Raw genomic sequence first — 25,476 nt, forward strand, 5'->3', positions numbered from 1 at the left:
GAGTTGTTCCCGTTTCGCTATCATCCTGCGGAGAACACCAGTACATACGGTTACGTAAGGAGAATTTTCGGGAACCAAATCGGCCCGAATTTTTTGCTATTGCTCGGACGTGACACTGTGGCGCCAAATCGGCATTTATGACGAAGGCCTTCTTTCCTATATTCCTCCCGTGGCAACACCGACAAAATCATCCGGACCGAAAGCACCTCGTCCTTCCCGCGGTAAATCGGGAAAGCCGACTCAGCCTCCAATGGAGACTGAAGCCGGAACGCCGGGATTCGGAGAAGCGGGTTCTTATTTCGCGCCGGCCGACCTTTCGACGAAACGCGGAGCGACGGGACTTCCGAGTCTTCCTGCGCTTCGTCAATCCGGTCCCCGCCCGCCGATGGGCGGCGAAAGCCTGACCGATAGCCTGACCGCGCTCCTGACCAAGCCGCAGGAACGATCCGAGCGAGCGAAAGAACTCCTCTCCCGTCAGCCGCTCATGGCGACCCACCCGATCGTCTCGGGCGGTATGCCGACGTTCGTTCCGCACAGACCCGACCGGCCGGAAAAAAGCGAAGGCGGCGTCAGGTTCAAGATCGTCTCGGAGTACGATCCGAAAGGCGACCAGCCGCAAGCCATCAAGGAACTCGTCGAAGGCGTCGGCAAGCACGAGCACAATCAGGTGCTGCTAGGCGTAACGGGCTCCGGCAAGACGTTCACGATGGCGCACGTCATCGAGAAGACCCAGCGCCCCGCGCTCATCCTCGCGCCGAACAAAACGCTCGCAGCGCAACTCTACGGTGAGTTCAAGAGCTTCTTCCCCGAGAATGCGGTCGAATACTTCGTCTCGTATTACGACTACTACCAGCCCGAAGCCTATGTGCCGCGCACGGACACCTACATCGAGAAGGAAGCGTCGATCAATGAACAGATCGACCGTATGCGTCACGCCGCGACGCGGTCCCTCCTCGAGCGCGATGACGTAATCATCGTCGCCTCGGTGTCGTGCATCTACGGTATCGGCTCGGTCGAAACCTATACCGCGATGACGTTCACCGTCCGCGTCGGCGAACAGCTTTCGCGCGACCAGCTGCTGGCCGACCTCGTCGCCCTTCACTATCGGCGCAACGATCAGAATTTCGTCCGCGGCTCCTTCCGCGCGCGCGGCGACACCGTCGAAGTCTTCCCGGCCCACTTGGAAGACCGCGCCTGGCGTTTCTCGTTGTTCGGCGACGAGATCGAATCGATCGTCGAATTCGATCCGCTGACGGGCAACAAGACCGACGAGCTGGCGCTCGTGAAGCTCTACGCAAATTCGCACTACGTCACGCCGAAGCCGACGCTGCAGCAGGCCATCAAGTCGATCAAGATCGAGCTGAAGCAGCGCCTCGACGAGCTATATGCCGCCGGCAAGCTGCTCGAAGCCCAGCGCCTGGAACAGCGCACGACTTTCGACATGGAAATGATGGAAGCGACCGGCTCCTGCGCCGGCATCGAAAACTATTCGCGCTATCTGACGGGCCGCAATCCCGGCGATCCGCCGCCGACGCTTTTCGAATATCTGCCCGATAACGCCCTCGTCTTTGCCGACGAGAGCCACGTCACCGTGCCCCAGATCGGCGGCATGTTCCGCGGCGACTTCCGGCGCAAGGCAACGCTTGCCGAGTATGGCTTCCGCCTGCCCTCCTGCATGGACAACCGGCCGCTACGTTTCGAGGAATGGGACGCGATGCGTCCCCAATCCGTCTTCGTTTCCGCCACGCCCGCAAGTTGGGAACTCGAGCAGACCGGCGGCTCATTCGCCGAGCAGGTCATCCGCCCCACGGGCCTGATCGATCCCGTCGTCGAGATGCGCCCCGCGAAATCGCAGGTCGATGATCTGCTCGACGAGGTGCGTCAGGTCTCGAAAAAAGGCTATCGGACGCTCGTCACCGTGCTGACAAAGCGCATGGCGGAAGATTTGACCGAGTACATGCACGAGAACGGCGTCCGCGTCCGCTACATGCACTCCGACATCGAAACGCTGGAGCGCATCGAGATCATCCGCGATCTCCGCCTCGGCGCCTTCGACGTGCTGATCGGCATCAACCTCTTGCGCGAAGGCCTCGACATTCCGGAGTGCGCCCTCGTCGCCATTCTCGATGCCGACAAGGAAGGCTTCCTGCGCTCCGAGACGTCTCTCGTGCAGACGATCGGCCGGGCCGCCCGCAACGTCGATGGCAAGGTCATTCTCTACGCCGATCAGGTCACCGGCTCGATGGATCGCGCTATGGCCGAAACCAACCGCCGCCGCGAGAAACAGCTGGCGTGGAACGAGGCGAACGGCATCACGCCGGAAAGCGTGAGGAAGAATATCGCCGACGTCATGCAATCGGTCTACGAGCAGGATCACGTCACCGTTGATGCCGGTCTCGCCGACGGCGAGAACGTCCAGGTACTCGGTCACAACCTGCAGGCCGTCATCGCCGACATGGAACGGCGTATGAAGGAGGCAGCCGCCGATCTCGAATTCGAAACGGCCGCGAGAATGCGCGACGAGATCAAGCGCCTGCGCGAAACCGAGCTCGCCATCGCCGATGATCCGTTGGCGCGGCAGTCGGAGATCGAGGACAAGGCCGGGAGCTTCAAAGGCGCGCGAAAATACGGAGCGAGCGCCAACGTCCCGCCTTCCAAACCCGAAGGTAGCCGCATTGCGACGGAATACGAACCGGTGCAGCCGACGTACGCGCAGTCCACGTCTCGCATCAAGAAGCCATCGCTTGATGACATGGGGCCGGGCACCGACCGGCCTGTCCCGGCACGGACGCAGCACGTCGATAGCCGAGTGAAGGCCGGCGCGTTCGGCGAGAAAATCGCAGGCCCCCACAAGCCGACGCTCGATGAAATGGGCCCGCACGCCTCGCTGCCCGTGAAGTCCGGCGAAAAGCCCTCACGCATCACGATGCCGACGCGGACCCGCGAATTCGAGGGTGGCCCAGAGAAGAAGACCCGCCGCGGCCGCCCCCGCAAAACGGGACGCCCAGGCCAGTAGCAGCCGCAGATTTTCCTACATTTGGATCGCTTGCGGATCTAACATCCGCGGCAACGGGGGAGCACCACCACAATGGAGGCTCTCATGGCAACGTACGTCATTCTTGCCAACTTCACGGACAAAGGCATTCACGACGCCAAGGACACCATAAACCGTGCCGACAAGTTCAAAGCCATGGCCGCGAACGCAAGCGTCACGGTCAAACACATGTATTGGACGATCGGCAGATTCGACGCCGTCTCGATCTGCGAGGCACCAGACGATGAGACGGCCACAGCTTTTTCGTTAAGCGTTGCCGCACGCGGGAGTATTCGAACGCAAACGCTGCGCGCCTTTTCATTGGAGGAAATGACGAGAATCCTCGGCAAAATGGTGTGAGCAAGGTCGTCTCGTGCGCTTCAATCCGCTCATGCCGCGGAGCGGAACTCCGGCAAGCCAGATCGGTTGTTTCTCAGTTGCAAAGCAATCGAGGAACCTCCAATGCCCAAAATCTCGAAAGCGAAAATTCTCATTCTCGCGACCGACGGTTTCGAGCAGTCGGAACTTGACGTTCCGCGCGAGAAGCTGAAAGCCGTGGCGCAGCTTGTCCATGTCGCCGCGCCGAAAGATCGCAAGCAGAAAGACTCGATCATCGGCTGGGAAAATAAGGACTGGGGCAAGCCCGTTAAGGTCGATGTCGAACTCGGCGACGCATCGACCTCACTTTACGATGCGATCGTGCTACCGGGCGGCCAGATGAACCCGGACACGCTCCGCCAGAACCCGGATGCGATAAAGCTCATCAAGGCCTTTCTTGCCGATGGCAAAGTCGTCGCCGCGATCTGCCACGCACCGTGGCTGCTGATCGAGGCCAAGGGCGTTCGCGGACGCAAGGCCACGTCATATAATTCGATCAAGACGGACATGATCAATGCCGGCGCCAACTGGGTCGATGAACCCGTCGTGGCCGAAGAGGGCATCGTCACGAGCCGCAATCCCGGCGATCTCGAAGCCTTCGTCGCCAAGATCATCGAAGAGATCGAACAAGGAAAACACGAGCGTGCGGTGCTCGCCGCGTAAATCACAACACGACTGCGGCTGCCGGAAAAGCGGCCGCAGTCATCTGCGCGCGTTTCGCGTCTACGGCTGCCACGGCGTCTTCGCCACGCCGAGCGACTTGATCATATCGCTGACATTGACCGTTATGCCGCCCGGCATTTGCATGTCGCCCGGTTTGACACCCGCAGGACAAGCATCCGACAACCACTTCGCCTTTTGCGTCGTCAGTGTTCTTTCAGCTGACGGCAGACCCGTGACATCTCCGGTAATTTCGATCTGATAGGCCGATTGAAAATCACCCGTGATCACCACGTGCGACGTCGTCTTCATCGAGCCCATTGCGCACTTGGTATCCCACACGTAAGCGTCGCCCTGGCGCTTGATCTCGTGATCGGAGCACATCGCCTCCATCGCCGAGGTCCCGGCCTGCATCATCGCCTTATCGGTCGCCGCATCGATGCAGGCATGCACCGTCGTCGCGAACGTCGACTTCGACCCATGCGCGATGGCAATTTCCCAATACCCGGGCTTACGCGACGGCAGTTCGACCGGATCGGCCACAGCGCCGGATATCGACGCGAGGAGAAATATAGGCAACAGCGTTTGACGGCGAATGTTCACGATAGCGCTCCCGTGCGAAGTCGCCTGACAGTCGCGTCTACCCGCTGACTTTGCAACGGTCCGCTGAGACGAATTTTTGGTTTTGGCCGCGATCAGCTGGCAAGTGCGCGCGGCGGCGTGGAGCCCTGCGTCTGGATGCTTTTCAAAATAAGGAGGAGTGTGTGGCGAACGGCCAAGTCAACGGTCTCGACGATGTGGCCGGGTTCGGTCAGGTTGGCTGGCACCCAAACAAGTTGCTTGTCCACCGCCCGCCAGCTGCCGAAATAGTTCCGGCCCTTCATCACTGTCACGCCCGTGCCGGCCAAGCCTTCCCTGACAGAAAACCCGCTCAACGCAACCTCGGGAATGTCCGAGAGTTGCCGCAGCAGTTCGCGGTCGGGTGTGGCGCACGTCATGGCGTTGTCGCGAATCGAATCGTTTTGACCTTCCTAATCCGTCAAAATTAGGCAACGAAGGTTGCGTAAGGGTTGACGCTATGCCCGGTTTTGAAACTTGGGCGCCTTGCCGCGCGTCTTTCCTCCAGCATTTGGGCTCCTTTCCGCGAACTGCAGGAGCATAAGCCACTTGCAATGTCTCGCAGTCAGTCCGCACGCTGAAAGGTTTGCGCTGCGAAACGTGGGTCTGAACAAGCGGGAGTGAACGAATGAAACGCATCTCTGTTCTTTTCCGGCGCTCCGCGACGGCAGCCCTTTTTCTGGCAGGTGTTGCTTCGATAGCATTCCTCCTCGATCTTCACGGCGCACCGGCCGGCGCGGCCTCCTCCTCCCGCGACGGCGCCAATTACATTGGTCTTCTCGCCGCCGGCTTGCCGAAGCTGGAAATGCGGCCGCTGTGCACCCTTTGCACTGAGGTTCGCGCGAACACCGGCGATTATGCGCCCGTCGAACACTTTCTCGGCGGCCCGAAGCGCATCATCCTGATGCGTCATGCCGACAAGACCGGCGACGACGGCGACGAAGATCTCTCCGAAGCCGGACGCGCGCGCGCCGAACATCTGGCGACCTACATTCCGCAAACCTTCGGCAAGCCCGATTTCATCATCGCGACGGCTCGCTCGAAGCATTCGGACCGCCCGAGAGAAACGGTTCAACCGCTCGCCGACGCACTCGGAATGAAGGTCGAGCACGATATGGAAAAGGACGAAATTGAAGACCTGGCCGATATGATTTTCAACGATCCCGACTACAAGGGCAAAACGCTCGTCATCTGCTGGCATCACGGAAGCTTGCCCGCAATCGCAACGTTGCTGGGCGCCCCCGCCGGCAGCTACCCGGATCCTTGGCCCGACGACGCCTATAACCTCATTCTCGATTTGCAATACGATCCGAACTCGGGTAGCGCCCCAACGGTCAACCGCGTCATCGAACCGTTTTGAACGCCCGCCAAATTTCTGCAAAGACCGGCGCGAATTTCCATGACGTCAGCGGTGCGCCGCGGCGTTGACGATGACTTTTAGGGTCGCGTGGCAGAAGCGCACGGAAGGGGCATGATGTGAAAAATTCTGCTGAGCCGGATCGCGGCATCAAAGCATGGCTGTGCGCGCTCGCCCGTTCGCTGGGGCTGATGGCTCCGGAAGAAATTACCGCGACACATCACCCCGAGGGCGCGCCGGGCCGCATCCTGCTGATGCGCCACGCCGAGAAAACGGGAGACCCGAACGATATCCTGCTTTCTCCGGAAGGGGTCGTACGCGCGGCGCGCCTTGTGACGTACATTCCCAAGACGTTCGGACGTCCAGACTTCATTTACGCGGCCGCACGCTCCAAACGCTCGATCCGCTCGATCGAAACGGTGAAACCGCTCGCCGCCGCACTCAACATCGAGGTCCAGCATCACATCGAAGACAGGGACTTCAAAAGCCTCATCACCGAGATTTTTTCGAAACCCGAATATCGCGGGAAGATGATCGTGATCTGCTGGCACCATAAGAAGCTGCCGGAGATCGCGTCACTCCTCGGCGCCCGCGAAGGCAGCTATCCGGCGTTCTGGCCGCAAAACGTCTTCAACCTGATCCTGGATTTCCGCTACGATCCGAAGTCGGACGCAGCTCCCGTCGTCGGCCAGATCGTTCAGCCGTTTTGACGATATCGAAAGTGGCGGCTCAACACTTCTTGAGAGTTGCAGCAAGTTCCCGGAATACGCTCGCATCCTGCGGGAGAACCTTTACGGACTGATCACAGCCCTGTCCGGCGACCGCCATGTGCGCTTCGAAGAACTTGCCGGAAAGCTGCACGTCGAAGCCGTCGGCAGTTACGATGCCCGCAACCGTGCCGCCGATGTCGTTGATCTTGTCCGTCCATGCGCCGGTGACCTTTTCGCCTTCGACGGCAAGATCGGTCGCCGCGTGAAGCTTGAAGTTCGCACCGTCTTCGCAGCGGAGCGTCTGCCGCATGCCGCGCACGCCGTCCTGACGCGCAACGTAAGTCACCACGCATTTGAAATTCGACGAGGGTCCCGACATCGACGTCATCGTTGCCATGCCGACCCAGCGCCCTGCGAGGTTCGCCAGCGGATCGATAGGCGCAGCCGCCCGGTTTTCGGTTGCGACTAGGCTTGAAATTGCTGCAGCAACGACATACGTGGCAACGCGGTACGACCGGCCCATGCTCGAACTCCCTCAACATATCGATTGACGATGGCGCACCCCGAGTCCCACCCCGCGGCAATGCCGCTGTCTTGCTTCTCAGCGCCACCCAACAATACCGGGAGTTTGAAATTCGATCGCGACGCTTTGGAGGCTACATTTGGGAAACTCGCAGGCTGCATATCGATCGTACGATTGTACCTCGGCACCGACGGATGGTGGCGAGTGTCGCTCGGCAGCAACACCTTTGAACGCGCAGCATTGTCGTTCCCATATGGCTCGCAAATCGGCTCACATCGGATGATAATGCCGCCGCTTCGGGGGCCCACAGTTTGGAAGGATGAATTCGTGGTGCGCAATCATAGACTTGCAGCGTCAGTCTCGGCGTGGGCAGCCGTTGTAGCAGTTGGCCTGGCCTTATCGTTCAATCCCGCTGCAGCGGCGTCGGACAATCCGTTTGTCGAACTCGCCGGTACTTGGAGCGGCTCGGGCACCGCCCGTTTCGATAACGGCAAGACCGAAAGCCTGCGCTGCAAAGGGTATTATACGAACAACGGCGGACCAACGAATCTCGGTCTTTCGATTCGCTGCGCCAACGCCTCCGCGAAGGTCGAGCTCAGAGCCAATCTCACCAACGCCAACGGCACGGTGAGCGGCGATTGGGAAGAGCGCACGTACAATCAATCCGGAACGGTGACCGGACGTGCGTCATCCAACAGAATGAACCTGGCGATCAGCGGCGGCATCAGCGGCTCGATGTCGGTCTCGATTGCCGGAGGCTCGCACTCGGTAACGGTCGCAACCAGCGGACCGTCGTTCAAGGGCGTCAACATATCGATGTCGCGTTAGCAAGAAACCCGAGCATCAAAGGATGAGATTTTCTATGCGCGCAAAAATGCTGGCAGCGGTCGCAGGCACCGCGGCAGTTCTCACTTCGATCATGCCGCCAGCCGCAGATGCACACATCGGCCGGCTTCGGTCGAACTACAAGCAAGGCGAAGTGATCACCGCCTATAGCCGCTTCGGCAACGGCGCTATCAAGAGCGTCGTCAGACGCGCTCCGAAGTGGGGTTGGGAAGTCCGGCTTCCCGGCGGCAGCTGGACCGCTTGTAGAAGAAGCTGCGAAGAGACCCTTCGTGTGCAGACGGTCGACTTGGTCGACAGCAACGACAATTCGATCTCGGACGGCGGCTACGGCACACTTCAGCGCGAATGCGGAATATTCGGCTGCCTCGGCGGCTCGTACGAATTCTCTTTCTAGCCGCCGGGCACCTGGGAGACTTACACCAGAAACGGATTGGTCAGCCGCTCCGGACCGAACTGGCTCGGCGGACCATGACCGCAAATAAAAGCGATATCGTCGCCGAGCGGAAATAGCTTCGTCTTGATCGACGATATCAAGGCGTCGTGATCGCCGTAAGCAAAGTCGGTTCGTCCGATCGATCCCCGGAAGATCACGTCGCCGACGAGCGCGAATTTCTGCCGCCGGTCGAAAAAGACGACCGACCCTGGCGAATGCCCCGGGCAGTGAAAAATCTCGAACTCGTGCCCGGCGACCGTGACCTTGTCGCCCTCGTCCAGCCAGCGGTCGGGCTTCACGTTGCGAACCCCGGAAATCCCGTACATCTCGCCCTGCTTCTCGAGAGCATCGAGCAGAACGCCATCATTGCGATGCGGTCCCTCGATCTTGACGCCAAGCCGGTCGCGGAGATCGGCCGCCCCGCCCGCGTGATCGATATGACCGTGCGTCAGCAAAATCTTCTCGACCTTCATTCCCACTTCTTTGATCGCCTGCTCGATGCGATCGAGATCGCCGCCTGGATCAACGACGGCGCCGGCCTTCGTCGCCTCGTCCCAGATCAGCGTGCAGTTCTGCTCGAAGGGCGTCACGCGGACGATCGCCGCCTTGAGCGGGGATGCAGTTTTGGCGGTCGTATCGCTCATGGCTCTAGCTCCGTATTGCTCCGGCCATTTTAAACAATCCACCGCTGATCGCGAAGCGGCCCGTTGGCGCTACGTCTCCCTTAGTCCGCGAATCAGATAACGATATCAATGAGCGGGACATATGCGCCCATTGTTTCAGCATCGTCAAAACGCGCGCAGCGCGTTTTCTGGTGCACCTGTCGGGGAATGCCATGATCGAGAAACTGACCGGCCTCGCGCTAGTCGCAGGAAGCACGTTGATAATCGCCGCCGGTCCGGCTTCCGCCAACGACTGGGCAGGACCATATATCGGCATAGGCGGCGGGTATGACATGACGAACACCCGCGTCGACACCCGCCTGACCGACGGGCTGACCAACATTGATTATAAGAAAAACGGCCAGGCTGGCGCTGGAGGCTTTCTCACTCTTAGCGCGGGTTATGACCACGCCTTGTTCGGGCCGCTCGTCGTAGGTGTTTTTGTCGACTATGATTTCTCCGACGCTGATACCAACTTTTCCAATTTCCTATTCAGCGAAACTGGGCACCTCAAGCTCGGAGATCAACTCTCCGTCGGCGGCCGCGTCGGCTACCTCGTCGCACCAACAACGCTCTTTTTCTCGACGTTCGGCTATGCCCGTTCTGATCCGAGTGACGTAACCATCAACTTCGGCCCAACCTCGATGCGCGCCGACATCGGAAGCTTCAACGGCTATTTCCTGGGAAGCGGCGTCGAAACGTTGATTGGCAACGGCTTCAGCCTCAAGGCTGAGTATCGCTATACGTCGATGCGCTCCGAAGGCGCTGTTTTCAATGACACTGTGCCGTCAGCGACATTGATTGAGACGTTGAAGCCGCAAACCCAAACCATCAGGATGTCGCTCAACTACCGCTTTGGCGATGGCAAGAAGGACGTTGTCGATAACTCGATCCCGCCGATCACCTCGAGTTGGACCGGACCGTACCTCGGCTTCGGCGCGGGCTACAGCGTGGCCCAGAAGCAGGAAACCTTCCCGTCGGAAGCAAGCACACTGAACAATCCCGTCAGCAATGATGGCGGCTTCATCTCGGCAACAGTTGGCTACGACTATCAATTCAGTAAAAGGTTCGTCGTTGGCGCGCTCGCCGATGCTGATATGTCGAACCTGAAATACAAGGATCAACTCAGCTTCTCCGGCACGCCCATCTACGAAAGCCGCGGCGGCTTTAAGAACATCCTGATGGTCGGCGGTAGGTTGGGATACCTCACCGCTCCCGACACACTGCTGTTCGTCAGCGGCGGCTACGCGAACGCGGGAATGGAAGCGACCCTGTCTTCTTTAGCCGGACCCGGCCCCGGCAACGGTGCGACTCTATACGACGCCAAGCGCATCTCGGGTGCGTTCATCGGCGCCGGTGTCGAAACGAAAATCTGGGATTCGCTCTCGCTCAAAGCTGAATATCGCTACATCGATCTGGCGAGCGAAAACCTTGAGCTGTTCCCCGGATTGGGATCCCCTTTCCCGCCCGCGCACATCGATCCCGACATTCAGACGGGCCGTCTTTCTATCAACTGGCGCCCATGACAGCCACCGGTTCGGCGCAGATCTAAATCGATCGCTTGATGCGAATGACAGGGGCCCCTCGTGGGCCCCTGAGCACATGCGTGGACCACAATAGGTATCGGGGCTAAAGCCGGATCGGGAAGTGGGAGGTTTGCTGACGCTGAGCGTGGGCTGCGATGACGAGCTTATCGGCCCGCACGTGGCGGGGGGCGTTCGCCAGCAACGACTCTCGGGACCGTAGGGTTGCCGAAGCTGCGCCCAAAAACACGACAAGGGCCATCATGGCCCCTGTGCGCGTGAAAAAAAATGCGCGTGAAGATCGAAGAGCGCGAAATCTTAAGCGGCTTCGGAACCTTCATGTCCCGGATCGCGCAGCACGTATCCGCGGCCCCACACCGTTTCGATGTAGTGCTTGCCGCCGGTTGCTGCCTGAAGCTTCTTCCTGAGCTTGCAGATGAAGACGTCGATGATCTTCAGCTCAGGTTCATCCATTCCGCCGTAGAGATGATTAAGGAACATCTCTTTCGTCAGGGTCGTGCCCTTCCTGAGCGAAAGGAGTTCGAGCATCTGATATTCCTTGCCGGTCAGATGCACGCGCTGGTTATTGACGTCGACCGTCTTGGTGTCGAGATTGACGCGAAGATCGCCGGTCTCGATGACCGACTGTGCGTGTCCCTTCGAGCGGCGAACGATCGCCTGAATGCGTGCGACGAGCTCATCCTTGTGGAAGGGCTTCGTCATGTAGTCGTCGGCGCCGAAGCCAAGACCACGAACCTTGTCGTCGATGCCCGCTAGACCTGAGAGTATCAGAATCGGCGTTCCGACCTTCGCAACACGAAGCGTCTTCAGAACTTCGTAACCGCTCATGTCTGGAAGGTTGAGATCAAGGAGAATGATATCGTAGTCGTAAAGCTTACCTAGATCGACGCCCTCTTCGCCTAGGTCCGTCGTATAAACGTTAAAACCCTCCGACTGCAGCATGAGCTCGATGCTCTGCGCCGTGGCACTGTCGTCTTCAATGAGTAGAACCCGCATGACCGTCCCTCTGGTGCCCTAATCCGATCCGTGTCCGCGCTATGTCTGTCCTTCGCTCAAAGAAAACGCACAACCATCGAGCTAAGCGATCGTTAGGAAGTTAGCGACGAGAGGTTAACAAACCCTAATTCGCGTTAGCTAATTCACCATCTCGTGGCTTGCCGGTGTTCTGACGGCAACTGGAGATAGACATAGCTTCCGCGAAGCCGGTCACGGTATTGACGGTCGCGAGGCAAAGCATCCTCGTTCGCGCCAAAGCATGGCCCGCTATTGTTTCAAAATATTAGAACTGCGCCCCTCTCGATCGCCGACAAGATCTTCCGCAAAGTCCGATTTCGAGGCGCCCACCCCGTTATCCGACTCCGATCGCTTCTGACCTGCATTCGGCTCGAATCAAGAGCTAACAGAATTCGTGAGATTGCCCTAGACGGCGCATGACTAAAATTTTGCCCCCAAACGAGACGGGCCGTCAGAAATAGTTACCCGTTGCTTTACCGCAACTTAAGCGCAGTATGTCATACCTAATTATTGAGGGTCATCGGACGCTGGTGCAACGCGACGGCCCATCGGAATGACTTCGTTTCTTCGTTGTTACTGTAGCAGCAACGCCTCATCTTGGTTGGCACGCTTCTTGTGTAAGGCGAAGATACGGAAAGTTCGAATTTGTTTGGGGTATCGGACGATGAAGTCACGTGACATGGCCATGCGCCTGAAGCGTCGGGAAGTAGAAGAGAAGTCTAGGAAGGTTGACGATCTGGAGCGAATTATTCGCGAATTCGATCAGATGGCCGCCGACCTTGAACGCCAGATTCAACTTGAGGAAGATCGCACGGGCATTCGCGATCGTGCGCATTTCTCCTATTCGACCTTCGCAAAAGCGGCAGCGCAGCGGCGCGACAACCTCCGGCAGTCGACGGAAGGGCTGCGCGAGAAGCTGGCAGCCGCCGTTCGCGAACGGGATGACACGGTTGAGCAATTCTCTCGTGCCGCCCAGCAGGCCGCTAACCTCGACGATCCCCGCGCCGGCCGCCGGGACCGCCCTTTCGGCATCACCGCTCTCCGCTGATTGATTCGCGTCGCTGGGCTCTCGCATAGAGCCCAGCTTCCCTTTGCCCCAGGCGCTGCGGCCCGCCCGAAAGACGCCGCCTTTCTCCCTCCAAATTCTGTTGGCTTCGCCGTTTGGTGCGACCGTGACCCCTTGCCCAAATCAGGCCGGGCGGGCACGAGTTGCAACTGTCATTCGTGTTCAAGCAATGAGTCTATGTGCGCCGCCGCACGGGGAAAAATGCCTGTTCGCCGTCCATCACTATGGGTGCCGGCGCTGCTGATCGTGGCGGCGTTGCCGGGTTGCGCGGGCAACGGACCGGAATTGCAGTCTCTGAACCTTCAGCCGTCCGGTCAAAATGCGCCGACGGTCGCGGCGCTCCCCGGCGGCGAAACCTCGGCGGCCAAGGTCGTTCCGGGCGCAACGGGATCGGCAACCGAGATTTATTCGCGGCTGGCTCGCGGCGCGATGAGCTGCTGGTTCGCCGCGGGAGGCCCGCTCAAGAAAGATTACATCTTTCACGCGACGGCCGACGCACCTTCGCGCGGGGGGAAGGCCGAAATCGTCATTCATGAGCGGGATCCGACGCAACCCAACCCGCGCGGACCCAAGGCCTATCTCGTCGGCATTGAACCGACGGGAGAAGCTTCCGCCACGCTTACGGTCGAAAACCGGAAGATGACGGATGCATACGCCTCTGCAATGACGAACGACGTCACGCGATGGGCGAAGGGCACAGATGGTTGCGCAGCCACCTCGTCAGTCCCAGGTTGGATACCTGCGCCGCCCGAGACGGCAGACGCAGCTCAACCGGCGAAGAAGACCAAGGCTCAAAAAGCAAAAGTCAAGGCTGCCCAGGCCAAGCCGGCCCAGCAACCCTAGACTGCACTCTGCTGTATCGGTCTACGGACTTTAGAAAACTGACGAAATCAGCCTGACGAAGTCAGCCTGACAAAGTTAGTCCCGATAGTCCTGTAAACGCGTCGCGCGAAGGCCGGGCAGGCCATGCTTGTCGATCGAACGCTGCCACGACAGGAACTCGTCAACGGTCAACGTATAACGCTCGCAAGCTTCTTCGATACTGAGAAGACCGCCGCGCACAGCGGCAACCACCTCAGCCTTGCGGCGGATGACCCATCTTTTCGTATCCCGCGGGGGAAGGTCTGCGACCGTGAGGGGCGACCCATCAGGTCCGATCACGTAGCGCCCGCGCGCTCTCATCTGCTGTTCGGTCATGATACTCAATACACACTCTTTGACCAGGGTTAGTTATAACCGCATGCGATTAAATTAGCACTAACCCATTGAGTGAAAAACATATAAATGGGCGTGCCAATTCCACATTACCTTACCGAAACAGGGCGCTGTTGAGGCGATCCGTCCCGATTTGAAGCACCGTGGAGTCTTGGCGTTTTCCTCAGCGAAAAATGGGCCAAAAACCCTGTGGCGAGGCTCCACACCGCCTTGCAGACGGCGGATTTGACAATTATTGATGGACAAGGCCCAATACCCGCTGAGATCACAATCGCCCCGGACGGGCAATTCTCTGAATTTCTTGGATCTTTTGAAGGATAGCGGCGTCGAGGTATTGTTGTAGGAGCTTTACTGCGCTCCCCTGCCACGAGCCCGAGCCAGTCGATCGTATGAACCAGACCGAAACATCATCTGCCGGCAGCAGCGCAGTGCGCGCCCCAAAGCAGGCGGCCGCATCGAAAAAGCGCGTCGTCGTGGCGATGTCAGGCGGCGTCGATAGCTCGGTAGCCGCGGCCATCATGAAGGCCGCCGGTCACGACGTGATCGGCGTCACGCTGCAGCTTTACGACCACGGCTCCGCGACGGGCCGTAAGGGCAGCTGCTGCGCGGGTCAGGACATCCACGACGCCCGTCGCGTCGCCGAAGCGCTCGACATCCCGCACTACGTCCTCGACTACGAGACGCGCTTTGCCACGAAGGTCATCGAGTCATTCGCCGAGAGCTATGTCGCCGGCGAAACGCCGATCCCCTGCGTCACCTGCAATAACGAAATCAAGTTTCGCGACCTGCTCGACACCGCCAAGGATCTGGGCGCCGATGTCCTCGTAACCGGCCACTACGTTCAGCGGCACGACACCAAGGATGGCCCCGTCCTCTCGCGCGCCGTCGATGCCGATCGCGATCAGAGCTATTTTCTGTTCGGCATCACGAAGGAGCAGCTCGCATCCCTCTGGTTTCCGATCGGCGGCATGCAGAAGGCCGCCGTGCGCGACCTCGCACGTTCGTTCAATCTGCCCGTGGCCGACAAGTCGGACAGCCAGGATATCTGCTTCGTTCCGACTGGGAAGTACACCGACGTCATCGAACGCCTGAAGCCGAACGCGCTTGACGCCGGCAACATCGTCCATCTCGACGGTCGCATTCTCGGCCGCCACGACGGCATCGTGCATTACACGGTCGGACAGCGCCGCGGCATTAAAATCCCAGCCGCCGAGCCCCTTTACGTCGTCCGTCTCGACGCATCGAAGAATGAAGTCGTCGTCGGTCCGCGAGCAGCGCTCAGGACCACCGGTCTGATGCTTCGCAACGTCAATTGGCTCGGAGAGAAGCCGCTGCGCGAGGTCGCGGCGGACGGTCTCTCGCTTTATGTTCGCATGCGCTCGTCGCAGGCGCTCCGGCCCGCCTTGCTCACAGTCGAAGAGGGCGGCGCCGTCCGGGTCGATCTGACCGACGGCGAAGAGGGTATTGCGACCGGACAAGCGTGCGTGTTTTATGCCGACGCCGGGACGGAGGGACGTGTCCTTGGCGGGGGATATATTGCAAAAACGATCAAGGCCACAAATATCGCCGAAGAGGCGGTAAGGAACACCACGATGGCCGGCGCAGGCCGCTAGGCACATCGCATGAATTCGGTTGCGGACGAATGGAGATCGGGCAGTGAGCGATAACAAGCCTTCGGGCTTCCACGCCTCGTCGGGAGTGCGTGCGGGAGCACAGAAAAGGCGTTCGGAAGCGAAGGTTTTGCAGCTCGATGAAGGCCAGGTCCGCGACGCTTACCGACGGTGGGCGCCGGTTTATGACTATACCTTCGGCGCGATCTCGACGGCCGGCCGCCGTCACGCCGTCGAAATCATCAATTCCGGTGACGGCCGCGTGCTCGAAGTCGGGGTCGGCACTGGTCTCTCGCTTCCCGATTACAAAAAGCATTTGGACATCGTCGGCATCGATCTCGCACCGGAGATGCTGGACAAGGCCCGCGAGCGCGTCAAAGCCGAGAAGCTGACGAACATTTCGGGCCTTTACGAGATGGACGCGAGCAACCTTCGCTTCCCCGATAACTCGTTCGACAAGACGGTCGCGATGTACGTGATTACGGTCGTGCCCGATCCGCAGAAGGTCATGCAGGAATTGTCGCGGGTGACGAAGCCCGGCGGCGAGGTCATGCTCGTCAACCACTTCAGCCAGGACGACGGCGTGCGCGGCTGGGTCGAGCGGCAGATGGCCCCGTTCGCCGACCTCGTCGGCTGGCACTCGGTGTTCGACGTGTCGCGTGTGATGGTTTGCCCCGAACTGAAGCTGATCGACCGTAAGGCGCTGCGGCCGTGGGGCATTTTCACGATGATGCGCTTCCGCAAGGAAGGGGCAGTCAGCCAGCGCCCGCTTGCCGCAGAATAGCCCGCGCGGAATACGCGAAATAAGTGTCGTTCCCGGCCCGATCGAATTTTGTTGGCACGCATGTGCCGCCGGGACGGAGCGCCGTGTTGACAGAAAGCTGCGGCGCTCCCTATAGACGGTCGCTCCGATGCCAGCGTGCTGGCCGGTGTGGCGGGATAGCTCAGGTGGTTAGAGCGAAGGTCTCATAATCCTTAGGTCGGCGGTTCAAGTCCGCCTCCCGCTACCACTCACACCGTTTGAATGATGAATGTTTTCCATCTAGACGAAGTCGGTCTGGACTCGGACTGACAACGGCTAGGTTGTCAATGATCGCACCAGCCAGGCCGTCCGGCCACCAGCTAAGATCACGTGCTTGCTTCGATGTGCCGGGTCTGTGTCACCTGTGCTGATCGACGTCCGGCCGCGACTCACGATACGTCGCGCTTCGGGGACGATACGTGACGGAGGGAAGTCGTGCCGAGCATTGCAGCAAATCTTGAAGCGTGGAACGCGGGCCACAGCTGGCAAGCCGATGGGGACGAGTTCCACGAGTTCGCGACGACGCGTGGCCAAAGCTACGACAATTGGAAGAAATCATTAGTCGACACCTACTTGATCCCGAACATCAAGCCCGACATATCGGTCCTTGAGATCGGCTGCGGCCACGGGCGGTGGTCCGAGTATTTCGTCGGCAAGGTCGATAAACTTTGGCTTGTCGACCTCTCTCCAAAATGCATCGAAGCCTGCCGGGCGAAGTTCGGAGACAGCGCTGCAACATATGTCGAGACAGGTGGCGATCTCAGCAGCATTCCCGATCAGTCTGTCGACCTCGTCTGGAGTTTCGACGTGTTCGTGCACATAGATGCCCAGGACACCTCCAACTATCTCAAGCAGCTTCCGCGCATCATGAAACCCGATGCGCTGGCAATCATCCACCACCCTGACGATCCGCGACACGCCGGCTGGCGGGCACAGGATATGAGCGCCTCCAACATGAGGACCATGGTCGAGCAATCCGAGCTCGTAACCTTGTTCCAAACCGACAGCTGGGGCCCAGGTCGGAAGTACTCGATCAAGGTCCACCGCGACATCATCAGTTTTATCGCGAAGCCTGAAACCCGGCGCTGCCAGACCCCATTCTGGCTGTAACACCTCGGTACCCATTCCGTTCAACATTTTGGCAGCGCCGCCAAAACGGCAACGGGTACCGACCGCTGAGCCAATCTTTCGATGGGTTCGCAAAACCGTCCTAAAGACGCCGGCAAACCTCGCGGCAACGGTTGCCCAACATCTCCACATAGCCGCCAGCGGCCAATCAATCGAAATCGACTTTCCGGCTGCGCATCTTCTTGACCTTTCCGCGTACGGTCTTTGCCTTGATCCGCTCCTCGCGCGCGCCGCGGGAAGGCTTCGTTTTTATCCTGAGCTTCGGTCGCTCCAGCGAGGTCTCGATGAGCTCGATGAGCCTCGATCGGGCATCGGCTCTATTCTGTTCCTGACTGCGAAAGCGATCCGCCTGGATGACGATGATCCCGTCGATCGTCAAACGGCGCCCGGCCAGACGTTTCAGCTTGTCGCGCGCGTAATCGGGAATGGAAGTATTGGCCCGGAGGTCGAAGCGCAGTTCCACCGCCGTCGAGACCTTGTTGACATTCTGCCCACCCGGTCCCGACGCCCGTACGAAGCGCTCCTCGAGTTCCGTTTCGGCAATTTCGACCGCGTCCGTCACGCGCATGGCTCGTCAGCCCCTTCCTGACCGCGCTTGCCGCGCAACGGGTCCATTATGCTCAAGGAGATGTATCACCGGGCCCTCCGAACGCAATCTGCACAGAGAGGCATATGCTCCCCCGGAATACCCACAGGATCCCCGGAATCCACACGACATCTAGGTTGCCAACAACCTATTCTGCATGTTGATCAGTTGCAGATCCCTTTCGGCGATTCTCGATTTGTTGACTACGTTGAAGGAACCAATCGTCGGCTCATGCGTAGCGAGTACGGGGCCCATTAGTTCAAATTGAAGTCATTGCGTTTACCGAGTCTTTAACGTCGCCGCCTAGCGTCATTGAGTAGCCGAAGAAATCCAGGCTCCCATCGGGGTTTCACTGAATTCTAGTGAATGACACGACGGAAAGGTCATGCTCGACGCCATGCGAACTGCCTCGACACCCGTGATCTCGTCCATCGGTACCGCCGTTCGTGAGGCGCAGTGGGGCCGGACCGCACGGTTCGTCGGGCTGGCGATCGCATCGATCATGCCCGCCGTTTTCTGGTGCATCGTGGCCGAGCTGATCGCCTATTGGGCAGGAATTTCGCTATCGCCCATCGCCGTGGGGGCGCTGTTCCTCACCATCGCCACCTTCCTTTTTGCCATCTGCGCGCCGCTCATCTTACGGAACGCGTCTCCTGATGACCGGGCTGCGAAGAGAACCGCGCTCGCCCGAAATGGCCGCCCGGCGAGCAATTAGCGAGCAAGCTGCGAGTGGCTAACTCCCCGACCAATCGCAAATCAATTGTCCGCAAATGCGCTTTCTCGGACCACCACCCACACAGGGTCCGGGCACGGTCTCGCATCGCCGGCAGGAATAGGATGACAAACATCCCCGCCAGCCTCGGCCACGTTTAAAATTGCACGTCGTAAGAACTTGGCAGTCGCGCTGAATACCGAGCGCGCCGCCTGGACCCTCTTGGGCCAAGGCGGCGTCCAAACCGCAAAAAGCGGTCATCAGTACAGCGAAGAGAAGTAATGCTCTCGCCATCATGAATACCGGAAAAGTTTAAGCCGCAAATCGCAAGCATCAACCTCTCCGATCGTCAGTGCAAGCCGTAAACGCCAATGCTAACCGCTATTCTGCGGCAGCGCGCTTCTTCGGTTTCACCAGTTCCATATAGTCATTGAGCAGAGTTTCCGTGACTGAACCGGGCTTGTATTTGTGCTCGCCGATTTCAGAAACGGGCGTGACTTCTGCCGCCGTGCCGGTGATGAAGCACTCGCTGAAAGAGCCAAGCTCTTCCGGCATGATCACGCGCTCGACGACCGTGATGCCGCGTGCCTTCGCGAGATCAATCACTGTGCGCCGTGTAATGCCGTTGAGGAAGCAATCGGCTTCCGGCGTATGCACCACGCCATCCTTGATGAAGAAGATGTTCGCACCCGTGCACTCCGCGACGCGGCCGCGCCAATCGAGCATCAAGGCATCCGAATATCCGGCGCGCTCGGCGCGGTGTTTCTCGATCGTGCAGATCATGTAGAGACCTGCCGCCTTAGCCCGCGACGGAGCACAGGCGGGATCGGGCCGACGATAAACGGCATTCGTGATGCGAATGCCTTTGAGACGCTGCTCCATCGGGAAATAGGAGCCCCAGTCCCACGCCGCGACCGCGAGATGGATTTTTGCATTCTGAGCTGAAACGCCCATTTGCTCGCTGCCCCGCCACGCTACCGGGCGAACATAGCAGTCGCCGAGTTTGTTCGCGGCGATGACATCGCGACAAGCCTGATCGATTTCGGCGACCGAATACGGAATTTCGAAATCCAATATCCGGGCGCTCTCGACCAGACGCTCGCTGTGCTCGGTCAGTTTGAAAATCTCGCCGTCGTACGCGCGCTCGCCCTCGAACACCGAGCTGGCATAGTGCAGCGCATGGGTCAGCAGGTGGACCTTCGCGTCCCGCCAGGGGATGAGGGCCCCGTCGAACCAGATGAGCCCATCGCGGTCGTGATAGGGGATGAGGTCAGCCATACGAGTCAAAATCCTTCCAGGGCGTTATGGTTAGCGGGTGCCGAAGGTTGGCCGGGCGTCTCGAAAAGCTGGGGCTTGGCAGGCTGAAACCGCGGGAACTTGTGTTTCAGTGCGCCTCGCGCAGAAGCAGAGAGACCTGCCGGACAGGTCAGCATTTTGGCTTGCAACAGAATACAATCGAGGCCAATAAGTCAACATGACTGACATAACGTCAGAAGGCCCATCAGAACACCTTGCCGGAACTGGGCATCCGTCCGCTTCCGTGGGGGCTGATGGCCGGCCTTCCCCCCTCGTCGACCTGATCGCGTACATAGAGCTTTTCTATTTCGCCTATCGGGACTTCACGTGCGACCCGGACACCATTCTGTCCCAGTACGGCTTCGGCCGCGCGCATCATCGTGTGCTACACTTCGTGCACCGCAATCCCGGCCTGAAAGTCGCGGAATTGCTGGATATTTTGAAGATCACCAAGCAGTCGCTGGCGCGCGTTCTGAAGCAGCTCGTCGATGAAGGATTCATCATCCAGAAAGCCGGAAACGAGGATCGGCGCGAGCGTCGGCTATACCTCTCCGCCAAAGGCGCGCGGCTGAACGATAAACTGACACAAATTCAGGCCAAACGCATCGAGGGGGCGCTCGCGAACCTCGGCCCAGGCGCCGATGCCGTAGCGCGGAATTTTCTTTTTGCGATGATCACAGAGAAAGACCGGCCCCAGGTAGAAACCCTCATCAAAGGTCAGCGGACCGGCCCATCGGACGCTGCATCCGATTATAACCCATGAGAGCCCTGATGGCGCAGGATCGAGCCGAACCTTTAGCGGACAACGCTCCGCACATACTGGTTGTAGACGACGATCAGAAGATCAGAGGCCTACTCGGCCGCTTCCTATCAAGCAACGGCTTCCGCGTCACCGAGGCTGCCGATGCCGCTGCGGCACGCGCCTTCATGCGCGGCCTGTCATTCGATCTCGTGCTCCTCGACGTCATGATGCCGGGCGAGTCGGGCCTCTCTCTCGCCCGCGATCTGAAGCTGACGCGGCCTGTCCCGATCTGCATGTTGACGGCCCTCGCCGAAGCTCAGGATCGCATTTCAGGTCTCGAGGCCGGCGTCGACGACTATGTCTCGAAGCCGTTTGATCCGCGCGAGCTGCTGCTCCGGCTGCGCAACATCCTTCGCCGCGGCCAAGTGCAATCCGCCCCACGTGACGAAATCCGGATGGGTGGCTGCATATTCAGTATCGCCCGCGGCGAGCTGAAACGCGACGACGAAGCCATCAAGCTCACCGAACGCGAACGCGATCTCCTCAGGCTTTTCTCGCAGCGCATCGGCGTTGCCGTTCCTCGCCACGAACTCTCGAGCGACGACAGCACCGGAAGCGAACGCGCGATCGACGTCCAGATCAATCGCCTGCGCCGCAAGATCGAGGCGGATCCGTCGAACCCTGTCTACCTGCAGACTGTCAGAGGCAAGGGCTATATCCTCTACACGGATTGACCGCGATGACCGGCATCGTCGGAGCTCCGCGAACGGTGGAAAATTAGCTTCAATGGTGGTTGTGCCCGAAACGACACCGGATACCGGCAGCGGCGCCTCGCGGTATCGGCGCTTCCGTGAGCACCCGTTTGTCGTCGGCCTGCTCAACATCGGCGCCGAGATGCTCCCGAAGGGCCTCTACGCCCGGGCGCTGCTCATCATCATCACGCCGATCGTCGTCCTCGAAGGCGTCATAGCGTTCGCGTTCATGGAACGCCATTGGCAGGCCGTGACGCGCCGCCTGTCGGAAGCCACCGCCCGTGACATTGCCGCGCTGATCGAGGTCTATGAGGATCTGCCGAAAGCGGACGGCGCCCAGAAGATCATCGATCTCGCGCGCGAACGTCTCAGCTTGCAAATGGAAGTACTTCCGAACGGCGATCTTCCGCCGCCGGGACCGAAGCCGTTTTTCCGTTTGCTCGACCGCGCGCTCTCGAACGAATTGCGCAAGCACGTTCAGCTGCCGTTCTGGATCAACACCGTTGGCGACCAGAACGTCGAGATCCGCGTCAAGCTCGACGGTGCCATTTTGCGCTTCGTCGCGACCCGCAGCCAAACCTACGCGTCTAACTCGCATATCTTTCTTCTCTGGATGGTCGGTTCGTCCGTCATCCTGCTGACGGTCGCGATCCTGTTTTTGCGCAATCAAATCCGGCCGATCTTGCGGCTCGCCGATGCCGCCGACGCCTTCGGCAAAGGCCGAGGCATCCCAGAAGACTTCCGGCCGCGCGGCGCGCGCGAAGTCCGCCAGGCAGCCCTCGCATTCCTGCAGATGCGCGACCGCATCAAGCAGCACGTCGAGCAGCGGACGACAATGCTCGCCGGCGTCAGCCATGACCTGCGAACGGTGCTGACGCGGTTCAAGCTCGAACTAGCGCTGCTCGACGACACGCCCGAAACGCGGGCGCTCTCGGGCGACGTCGACGAGATGCAGCACATGCTCGAGGACTATCTGGCGTTCGCCAAAGGCGACGGCGGCGAGGAAGCCAAGCCGACGAATTTGAAGGAACTCCTGGAAGAGATCGTTGACGACGCATCGATTTATGCCTGCACCATCGATCTCAAGATCCGCAAAAGCAAAGGCGACATCGTCTTGCCGCTGAAACGGCAGGCCCTGAAGCGCGCCATCATGAACCTCGTCACCAACGCCGCCCGCTTCGGCGACCGCATCATCATCCGCGTCGCGCCAGAGGGCCAATGGGTGCGCATCGAAGTCGATGACGACGGCCCCGGCATCCCCGAGCACGAGCGCGAGAACGTATTCCGGCCGTTCTACCGGCTCGACCACGCCCGCAATCAGGACGAAGGCAACAGCGGGCTCGGCCTCGTCATCGCCCGCGACATTGCCAAGAGCCACGGCGGCGATATCGCCCTCGGAGAAAGCTCCATGGGCGGCCTGCGTGCGATTATTTCCCTGCCAAAGTAGGGAAAAATTCCGAAAATCGCTTTGTATTTTAATACGTTATGACGTGAACACACGGCATCGTGATTTGACCGTTATGTTATGAAGTTACATCCTCATGGGCGTCGGATCCGGGGGCCAAACCCGTCGACTTTGGCAAGGTGTCCTCCAAGCCTGCAGTCACCGGTACCGAAAATCCCGATCGCCGCGGGCCGCCACAGCCCGTTCGGGATGACACTGGCAGCCGCGAACTGAGACCGAGACCGAAATCCCAGCCCCGGTCAACGTCCCAGCTCGCGGCCGCGATTTTGAGCAGCCAGCACAGCCTCGGTCATCAGTTCCTTGAGACCGCTACCCTCCCGCATCAGCACGGCAAGCGCAGCAGCGGTGGTGCCGCCGGGCGACGTCACGTTGCGCCGCAGCGTTTCCGGATCGGTCTGCGATTGATTGAGAAGTTCGCCCGAACCCGAAACGGTTGCACGCGCCAGCTGCTTCGCCGTCGCCTCATCGAGCCCCGCAGACACTCCAGCCGCCGCGAGAGCTTCCACCAAAAGGAAAACATAGGCCGGACCTGAGCCCGAGACGGCGGTCACCGCATCGATCAGGCTCTCGTCGTCGACCCACACGACCTCCCCGACCGCGCCGAGCAGGCTCTCGGCAGCGGCCTTCTGTGTGGCACTAACATGCGCGTTGCCGACAGCGCCCGTGATGCCGCGACCGATGGCGGCAGGCGTATTCGGCATCGCCCGAATGACTGCGGTGCCCGGCTGCAAATGACGTTCGAAACTCTGCAACGTCTTGCCGGCCGCAATGGATATGACCACGGTCTCCGGCCCCGAGACTTTTGCCAGCCCCGGAAAAACATCGTCCATCACCTGCGGCTTCACCGCGACGACAATGACGGCAGGCGCCTTGTCGAGCGGAGCCAAGCTGGCCGCCGCCCTGATCCCGTGCCGATTTGCGAGGTCGAGAGCCGAACCCGAAAGATTTGGCTCCTGGATGATAATATTCGCGGGATCGAGCCCTCGCTCGAGCCAGCCTTCCAACAAAGCGGCGCCCATCTTGCCGGCGCCCGCAAGCACCACCGGACCATTCAATTTCAACGACATTCTCAGGGTACCTCGGCGAAGAGCGCCGAACCCGCGATGGCGTCCGGCTTAGGCCTGTCCCTGCGTCTCGAACATCGTCGAAACCAGGGCCTCTTTGCTCTCCTTACCCGCCCAAACCACGAACTGGAAGGCTTGATAGTAGCGCTCGCAGCCTTCGAGCGCCGCCTTCAGCATGGCCTCGCACTGCCTGACAGTCGCAACGGTGCCGTTGAGCAAAAGCGCGTGACGGAACATCACGAGGCCTTCCTGCGTCCAGAGATCGAAGTGACCGAGCCAAAGCTGCTCGTTGATCTGCGCGATCAGGCGGTACATTTCCGTCAGACGGTTTGACGGAACCCGGAAATCGAACGCGCAGGCGAGATGCAAGGCTTCGAGATCGTCGCGCCAATTGATCGAGATATGATAATCAGCCCACGTCCCGGCAACGATGAGCGTCAGCTCTTCGTCGCTTGCCCGCTCGCAGGGCCAGTCGTGGCTCTGCGCAAGCTGTTCGATGAGATCGATCGGATTGAGAACGCGGTCAGAACCCTGTTCCGCAACTGCCATTTGTTATCGCTCTCCAAGTCTGCCGCGCGCCGGGATGGCCTAACGAACGACGCAAAACACTCAAATCGAAAGCGCCGCTTAGTGCTGCGCCGGACAAAACCAGACGCCCATACGAGTCGCAAGCTGACCGGACCGGCGCGCAAACCTTGTCCACGATCAAAGTGGCAAAGCCCGGGCGCGCCGGGGTCTGGAAGGCGGTTCAGCGGCGTTTGCTGGTGAAAAGCCGCTTAATCTGTGGATGCTTTGAGCGCATGCTTCAAACGGTAGAGGTGCCTTGCAGCGAGAGCTGCGTGACCTGTGCCTCGAGCGCGGCAATGCGTACCGCCAGCGCTTCGTTTTCCTGACGCGCCTTTTGCGCCATCTCGCGCACCGCATCGAAATCTTCGCGCGTCACCACGTTCATTTCGCGCAGGAACTTCTCGGCCTGGGCACGGATGATCGCTTCCGTCTCCTTTTTGAAGCCGTCGGCTGCTCCGGCGGCGTCCGTCATGAGCTTGGCAAAGTCGTCGAAGAGTCTGTTCGTCGTCTGGGTCATTTGGGGTCTCGAAATTGAGGGTGTTCACAAGTTATGGCGATTGCCGCCGATGGCCGCAAGCTCAGCCCGGCCGCCGAGCCGCGGCGGGCCAAGGGACCGGCCGACGATGCCCGCTTGACTTTGCTCAGGGGTTCCCAAACAACGCTTCGCATTCAGGCTTTCTCAGGGCCCTGAA

The 25,476-nt window shown here is 59.8% G+C and carries 28 protein-coding genes and 1 tRNA gene; 18 read left to right on the forward strand and 11 right to left on the reverse strand.

The genetic code is table 11. The features are described from left to right. Positions 1 to 169: 169 nt before the first annotated feature. From uvrB to AB4Z24_RS04770, 3 genes are all read left to right on the forward strand, one after another. Entirely contained in the window at positions 170 to 3,016 is a 2,847-nt protein-coding gene (gene uvrB, locus AB4Z24_RS04760) for an excinuclease ABC subunit UvrB (RefSeq protein WP_441706810.1), read from the forward strand. An 84-nt stretch (positions 3,017 to 3,100) separates the two neighbouring features. Further along, positions 3,101 to 3,394, forward strand: coding sequence for a GYD domain-containing protein (locus AB4Z24_RS04765; RefSeq protein WP_441706255.1), 294 nt, complete (start codon positions 3,101 to 3,103; stop codon positions 3,392 to 3,394). Between the two features lie 102 nt (positions 3,395 to 3,496). Further along, on the forward strand, positions 3,497 to 4,075 hold the full coding sequence (locus AB4Z24_RS04770; protein WP_441706256.1) for a type 1 glutamine amidotransferase domain-containing protein: 579 nt from the start codon (positions 3,497 to 3,499) through the stop codon (positions 4,073 to 4,075). Between the two features lie 60 nt (positions 4,076 to 4,135). Here AB4Z24_RS04770 and AB4Z24_RS04775 read toward each other — a convergent pair whose 3' ends face one another. Both AB4Z24_RS04775 and AB4Z24_RS04780 read right to left on the reverse strand, forming a co-directional pair. Next, the gene (locus AB4Z24_RS04775) at positions 4,136 to 4,675 is read right to left on the reverse strand and encodes a DUF3617 domain-containing protein (RefSeq protein ID WP_441706257.1); all 540 of its coding nucleotides are present in this window, start codon (positions 4,673 to 4,675) and stop codon (positions 4,136 to 4,138) included. 92 nt (positions 4,676 to 4,767) lie between these two features. After that, positions 4,768 to 5,070 (reverse strand): hypothetical protein, encoded by a 303-nt coding sequence (locus AB4Z24_RS04780; protein ID WP_441706258.1) that lies wholly within the window; start codon positions 5,068 to 5,070, stop codon positions 4,768 to 4,770. A 248-nt stretch (positions 5,071 to 5,318) separates the two neighbouring features. On the opposite strand from AB4Z24_RS04780, the gene AB4Z24_RS04785 reads away from it, so the two are divergent. Together AB4Z24_RS04785 and AB4Z24_RS04790 are read left to right on the forward strand one after the other, a co-directional pair. Continuing rightward, positions 5,319 to 6,050 (forward strand): histidine phosphatase family protein, encoded by a 732-nt coding sequence (locus tag AB4Z24_RS04785; RefSeq protein ID WP_441706259.1) that lies wholly within the window; start codon positions 5,319 to 5,321, stop codon positions 6,048 to 6,050. A gap of 116 nt (positions 6,051 to 6,166) precedes the next feature. Beyond that, complete coding sequence (locus AB4Z24_RS04790) at positions 6,167 to 6,757, forward strand: histidine phosphatase family protein (RefSeq protein WP_441706260.1); 591 nt, start codon at positions 6,167 to 6,169, stop codon at positions 6,755 to 6,757. A 19-nt stretch (positions 6,758 to 6,776) separates the two neighbouring features. On the opposite strand, the gene AB4Z24_RS04795 is transcribed toward AB4Z24_RS04790, so the two are convergent. Further along, positions 6,777 to 7,280, reverse strand: coding sequence for a hypothetical protein (locus AB4Z24_RS04795; protein ID WP_441706261.1), 504 nt, complete (start codon positions 7,278 to 7,280; stop codon positions 6,777 to 6,779). 330 nt (positions 7,281 to 7,610) lie between these two features. Here AB4Z24_RS04795 and AB4Z24_RS04800 point away from each other — a divergent pair, with 330 nt between their 5' ends. Then, positions 7,611 to 8,108 carry a hypothetical protein gene (locus tag AB4Z24_RS04800; protein WP_441706262.1) on the forward strand — a complete coding sequence of 166 codons (498 nt, stop codon included), beginning with the start codon at positions 7,611 to 7,613 and terminating at the stop codon, positions 8,106 to 8,108. A 34-nt stretch (positions 8,109 to 8,142) separates the two neighbouring features. After that, a complete protein-coding gene (locus AB4Z24_RS04805) occupies positions 8,143 to 8,520 on the forward strand; it encodes a hypothetical protein (RefSeq protein ID WP_441706263.1) in 378 nt (125 codons plus the stop codon). Between the two features lie 20 nt (positions 8,521 to 8,540). On the opposite strand, the gene AB4Z24_RS04810 is transcribed toward AB4Z24_RS04805, so the two are convergent. Beyond that, on the reverse strand, positions 8,541 to 9,203 hold the full coding sequence (locus tag AB4Z24_RS04810) for an MBL fold metallo-hydrolase (RefSeq protein WP_441706264.1): 663 nt from the start codon (positions 9,201 to 9,203) through the stop codon (positions 8,541 to 8,543). A 191-nt stretch (positions 9,204 to 9,394) separates the two neighbouring features. On the opposite strand from AB4Z24_RS04810, the gene AB4Z24_RS04815 reads away from it, so the two are divergent. Beyond that, positions 9,395 to 10,747 carry an outer membrane protein gene (locus AB4Z24_RS04815; RefSeq protein ID WP_441706265.1) on the forward strand — a complete coding sequence of 451 codons (1,353 nt, stop codon included), beginning with the start codon at positions 9,395 to 9,397 and terminating at the stop codon, positions 10,745 to 10,747. A gap of 315 nt (positions 10,748 to 11,062) precedes the next feature. Here the strand turns inward: AB4Z24_RS04815 and ctrA are convergent, their stop codons facing one another. Continuing rightward, positions 11,063 to 11,761 (reverse strand): response regulator transcription factor CtrA, encoded by a 699-nt coding sequence (gene ctrA / locus AB4Z24_RS04820; protein ID WP_045836896.1) that lies wholly within the window; start codon positions 11,759 to 11,761, stop codon positions 11,063 to 11,065. 682 nt (positions 11,762 to 12,443) lie between these two features. On the opposite strand from ctrA, the gene AB4Z24_RS04825 reads away from it, so the two are divergent. Next, a complete protein-coding gene (locus tag AB4Z24_RS04825; RefSeq protein WP_290992071.1) occupies positions 12,444 to 12,827 on the forward strand; it encodes a flagellar export protein FliJ in 384 nt (127 codons plus the stop codon). Positions 12,828 to 13,046: 219 nt separating this feature from the next. Then, complete coding sequence (locus AB4Z24_RS04830; RefSeq protein ID WP_441706266.1) at positions 13,047 to 13,688, forward strand: hypothetical protein; 642 nt, start codon at positions 13,047 to 13,049, stop codon at positions 13,686 to 13,688. Positions 13,689 to 13,763: 75 nt separating this feature from the next. Here AB4Z24_RS04830 and sciP read toward each other — a convergent pair whose 3' ends face one another. Continuing rightward, on the reverse strand, positions 13,764 to 14,042 hold the full coding sequence (gene sciP / locus AB4Z24_RS04835; RefSeq protein ID WP_045836900.1) for a CtrA inhibitor SciP: 279 nt from the start codon (positions 14,040 to 14,042) through the stop codon (positions 13,764 to 13,766). 407 nt (positions 14,043 to 14,449) lie between these two features. Here sciP and mnmA point away from each other — a divergent pair, with 407 nt between their 5' ends. The 4 genes from mnmA to AB4Z24_RS04855 all read left to right on the forward strand — a co-directional run bounded on the left by mnmA (position 14,450) and on the right by AB4Z24_RS04855 (position 17,582). Continuing rightward, positions 14,450 to 15,673: a tRNA 2-thiouridine(34) synthase MnmA gene (gene mnmA / locus AB4Z24_RS04840; RefSeq protein ID WP_441706267.1), complete on the forward strand. Its 1,224-nt coding sequence runs from the start codon at positions 14,450 to 14,452 to the stop codon at positions 15,671 to 15,673. Positions 15,674 to 15,716: 43 nt separating this feature from the next. Continuing rightward, entirely contained in the window at positions 15,717 to 16,454 is a 738-nt protein-coding gene (locus AB4Z24_RS04845) for a class I SAM-dependent methyltransferase (RefSeq protein WP_441706268.1), read from the forward strand. A gap of 149 nt (positions 16,455 to 16,603) precedes the next feature. Continuing rightward, positions 16,604 to 16,680, forward strand: a tRNA-Met gene (locus AB4Z24_RS04850). Between the two features lie 227 nt (positions 16,681 to 16,907). Then, positions 16,908 to 17,582: a class I SAM-dependent methyltransferase gene (locus AB4Z24_RS04855; RefSeq protein WP_441706269.1), complete on the forward strand. Its 675-nt coding sequence runs from the start codon at positions 16,908 to 16,910 to the stop codon at positions 17,580 to 17,582. A gap of 166 nt (positions 17,583 to 17,748) precedes the next feature. On the opposite strand, the gene arfB is transcribed toward AB4Z24_RS04855, so the two are convergent. After that, positions 17,749 to 18,168, reverse strand: a complete 420-nt coding sequence (gene arfB, locus AB4Z24_RS04860; protein WP_441706270.1) for an alternative ribosome rescue aminoacyl-tRNA hydrolase ArfB — start codon at positions 18,166 to 18,168, stop codon at positions 17,749 to 17,751. 403 nt (positions 18,169 to 18,571) lie between these two features. Between arfB and AB4Z24_RS04865 the strand changes: the two genes are divergently transcribed. Then, positions 18,572 to 18,901, forward strand: a complete 330-nt coding sequence (locus AB4Z24_RS04865) for a hypothetical protein (RefSeq protein ID WP_441706271.1) — start codon at positions 18,572 to 18,574, stop codon at positions 18,899 to 18,901. A gap of 378 nt (positions 18,902 to 19,279) precedes the next feature. Here AB4Z24_RS04865 and AB4Z24_RS04870 read toward each other — a convergent pair whose 3' ends face one another. Further along, entirely contained in the window at positions 19,280 to 20,176 is an 897-nt protein-coding gene (locus AB4Z24_RS04870; protein WP_441706272.1) for a branched-chain amino acid aminotransferase, read from the reverse strand. 196 nt (positions 20,177 to 20,372) lie between these two features. On the opposite strand from AB4Z24_RS04870, the gene AB4Z24_RS04875 reads away from it, so the two are divergent. The 3 genes from AB4Z24_RS04875 to AB4Z24_RS04885 are packed head-to-tail and all read left to right on the forward strand — an operon-like array spanning position 20,373 to position 23,135. Continuing rightward, positions 20,373 to 20,957, forward strand: a complete 585-nt coding sequence (locus AB4Z24_RS04875; protein WP_441706273.1) for a MarR family winged helix-turn-helix transcriptional regulator — start codon at positions 20,373 to 20,375, stop codon at positions 20,955 to 20,957. Continuing rightward, positions 20,954 to 21,670, forward strand: coding sequence for a response regulator (locus AB4Z24_RS04880; protein WP_441706274.1), 717 nt, complete (start codon positions 20,954 to 20,956; stop codon positions 21,668 to 21,670). The genes AB4Z24_RS04875 and AB4Z24_RS04880 overlap by 4 nt, the downstream gene beginning before the upstream one ends. A gap of 52 nt (positions 21,671 to 21,722) precedes the next feature. After that, positions 21,723 to 23,135, forward strand: coding sequence for an ATP-binding protein (locus AB4Z24_RS04885; protein WP_441706275.1), 1,413 nt, complete (start codon positions 21,723 to 21,725; stop codon positions 23,133 to 23,135). Between the two features lie 257 nt (positions 23,136 to 23,392). On the opposite strand, the gene proC is transcribed toward AB4Z24_RS04885, so the two are convergent. From proC to AB4Z24_RS04900, 3 genes are all read right to left on the reverse strand, one after another. After that, positions 23,393 to 24,220 carry a pyrroline-5-carboxylate reductase gene (proC, locus tag AB4Z24_RS04890; protein WP_441706276.1) on the reverse strand — a complete coding sequence of 276 codons (828 nt, stop codon included), beginning with the start codon at positions 24,218 to 24,220 and terminating at the stop codon, positions 23,393 to 23,395. A 48-nt stretch (positions 24,221 to 24,268) separates the two neighbouring features. Next, positions 24,269 to 24,766: a YbjN domain-containing protein gene (locus AB4Z24_RS04895; protein ID WP_045836910.1), complete on the reverse strand. Its 498-nt coding sequence runs from the start codon at positions 24,764 to 24,766 to the stop codon at positions 24,269 to 24,271. Positions 24,767 to 25,022: 256 nt separating this feature from the next. Beyond that, positions 25,023 to 25,301, reverse strand: coding sequence for an accessory factor UbiK family protein (locus tag AB4Z24_RS04900; RefSeq protein ID WP_441706277.1), 279 nt, complete (start codon positions 25,299 to 25,301; stop codon positions 25,023 to 25,025). Between the last annotated feature and the right edge of the window lie 175 nt (positions 25,302 to 25,476).

Origin of the sequence: Hyphomicrobium sp. 2TAF46 (genome assembly GCF_052114865.1) — a bacterium.
In the GTDB taxonomy this organism is placed as follows: Bacteria; Pseudomonadota; Alphaproteobacteria; order Rhizobiales; family Hyphomicrobiaceae; genus Hyphomicrobium_B.

Bases quoted from the DNA above. Each gene is read 5' to 3' on its own strand.
- AB4Z24_RS04765 (WP_441706255.1), top strand. From the start codon at position 3,101: ATGGCAACGTACGTCATTCTTGCCAACTTCACGGACAAAGGCATTCAC.
- AB4Z24_RS04770 (WP_441706256.1), top strand. From the start codon at position 3,497: ATGCCCAAAATCTCGAAAGCGAAAATTCTCATTCTCGCGACCGACGGT.
- AB4Z24_RS04780 (WP_441706258.1), bottom strand. From the start codon at position 5,070: ATGACGTGCGCCACACCCGACCGCGAACTGCTGCGGCAACTCTCGGAC.
- AB4Z24_RS04785 (WP_441706259.1), top strand. From the start codon at position 5,319: ATGAAACGCATCTCTGTTCTTTTCCGGCGCTCCGCGACGGCAGCCCTT.
- AB4Z24_RS04795 (WP_441706261.1), bottom strand. From the start codon at position 7,280: ATGGGCCGGTCGTACCGCGTTGCCACGTATGTCGTTGCTGCAGCAATT.
- AB4Z24_RS04805 (WP_441706263.1), top strand. From the start codon at position 8,143: ATGCGCGCAAAAATGCTGGCAGCGGTCGCAGGCACCGCGGCAGTTCTC.
- AB4Z24_RS04810 (WP_441706264.1), bottom strand. From the start codon at position 9,203: ATGAGCGATACGACCGCCAAAACTGCATCCCCGCTCAAGGCGGCGATC.
- AB4Z24_RS04815 (WP_441706265.1), top strand. From the start codon at position 9,395: ATGATCGAGAAACTGACCGGCCTCGCGCTAGTCGCAGGAAGCACGTTG.
- ctrA (WP_045836896.1), bottom strand. From the start codon at position 11,761: ATGCGGGTTCTACTCATTGAAGACGACAGTGCCACGGCGCAGAGCATC.
- AB4Z24_RS04825 (WP_290992071.1), top strand. From the start codon at position 12,444: ATGAAGTCACGTGACATGGCCATGCGCCTGAAGCGTCGGGAAGTAGAA.
- AB4Z24_RS04830 (WP_441706266.1), top strand. From the start codon at position 13,047: ATGCCTGTTCGCCGTCCATCACTATGGGTGCCGGCGCTGCTGATCGTG.
- sciP (WP_045836900.1), bottom strand. From the start codon at position 14,042: ATGACCGAACAGCAGATGAGAGCGCGCGGGCGCTACGTGATCGGACCT.
- mnmA (WP_441706267.1), top strand. From the start codon at position 14,450: ATGAACCAGACCGAAACATCATCTGCCGGCAGCAGCGCAGTGCGCGCC.
- arfB (WP_441706270.1), bottom strand. From the start codon at position 18,168: ATGCGCGTGACGGACGCGGTCGAAATTGCCGAAACGGAACTCGAGGAG.
- AB4Z24_RS04865 (WP_441706271.1), top strand. From the start codon at position 18,572: ATGCTCGACGCCATGCGAACTGCCTCGACACCCGTGATCTCGTCCATC.
- AB4Z24_RS04870 (WP_441706272.1), bottom strand. From the start codon at position 20,176: ATGGCTGACCTCATCCCCTATCACGACCGCGATGGGCTCATCTGGTTC.
- AB4Z24_RS04875 (WP_441706273.1), top strand. From the start codon at position 20,373: ATGACTGACATAACGTCAGAAGGCCCATCAGAACACCTTGCCGGAACT.
- AB4Z24_RS04880 (WP_441706274.1), top strand. From the start codon at position 20,954: ATGAGAGCCCTGATGGCGCAGGATCGAGCCGAACCTTTAGCGGACAAC.
- AB4Z24_RS04885 (WP_441706275.1), top strand. From the start codon at position 21,723: ATGGTGGTTGTGCCCGAAACGACACCGGATACCGGCAGCGGCGCCTCG.
- proC (WP_441706276.1), bottom strand. From the start codon at position 24,220: ATGTCGTTGAAATTGAATGGTCCGGTGGTGCTTGCGGGCGCCGGCAAG.
- AB4Z24_RS04895 (WP_045836910.1), bottom strand. From the start codon at position 24,766: ATGGCAGTTGCGGAACAGGGTTCTGACCGCGTTCTCAATCCGATCGAT.
- AB4Z24_RS04900 (WP_441706277.1), bottom strand. From the start codon at position 25,301: ATGACCCAGACGACGAACAGACTCTTCGACGACTTTGCCAAGCTCATG.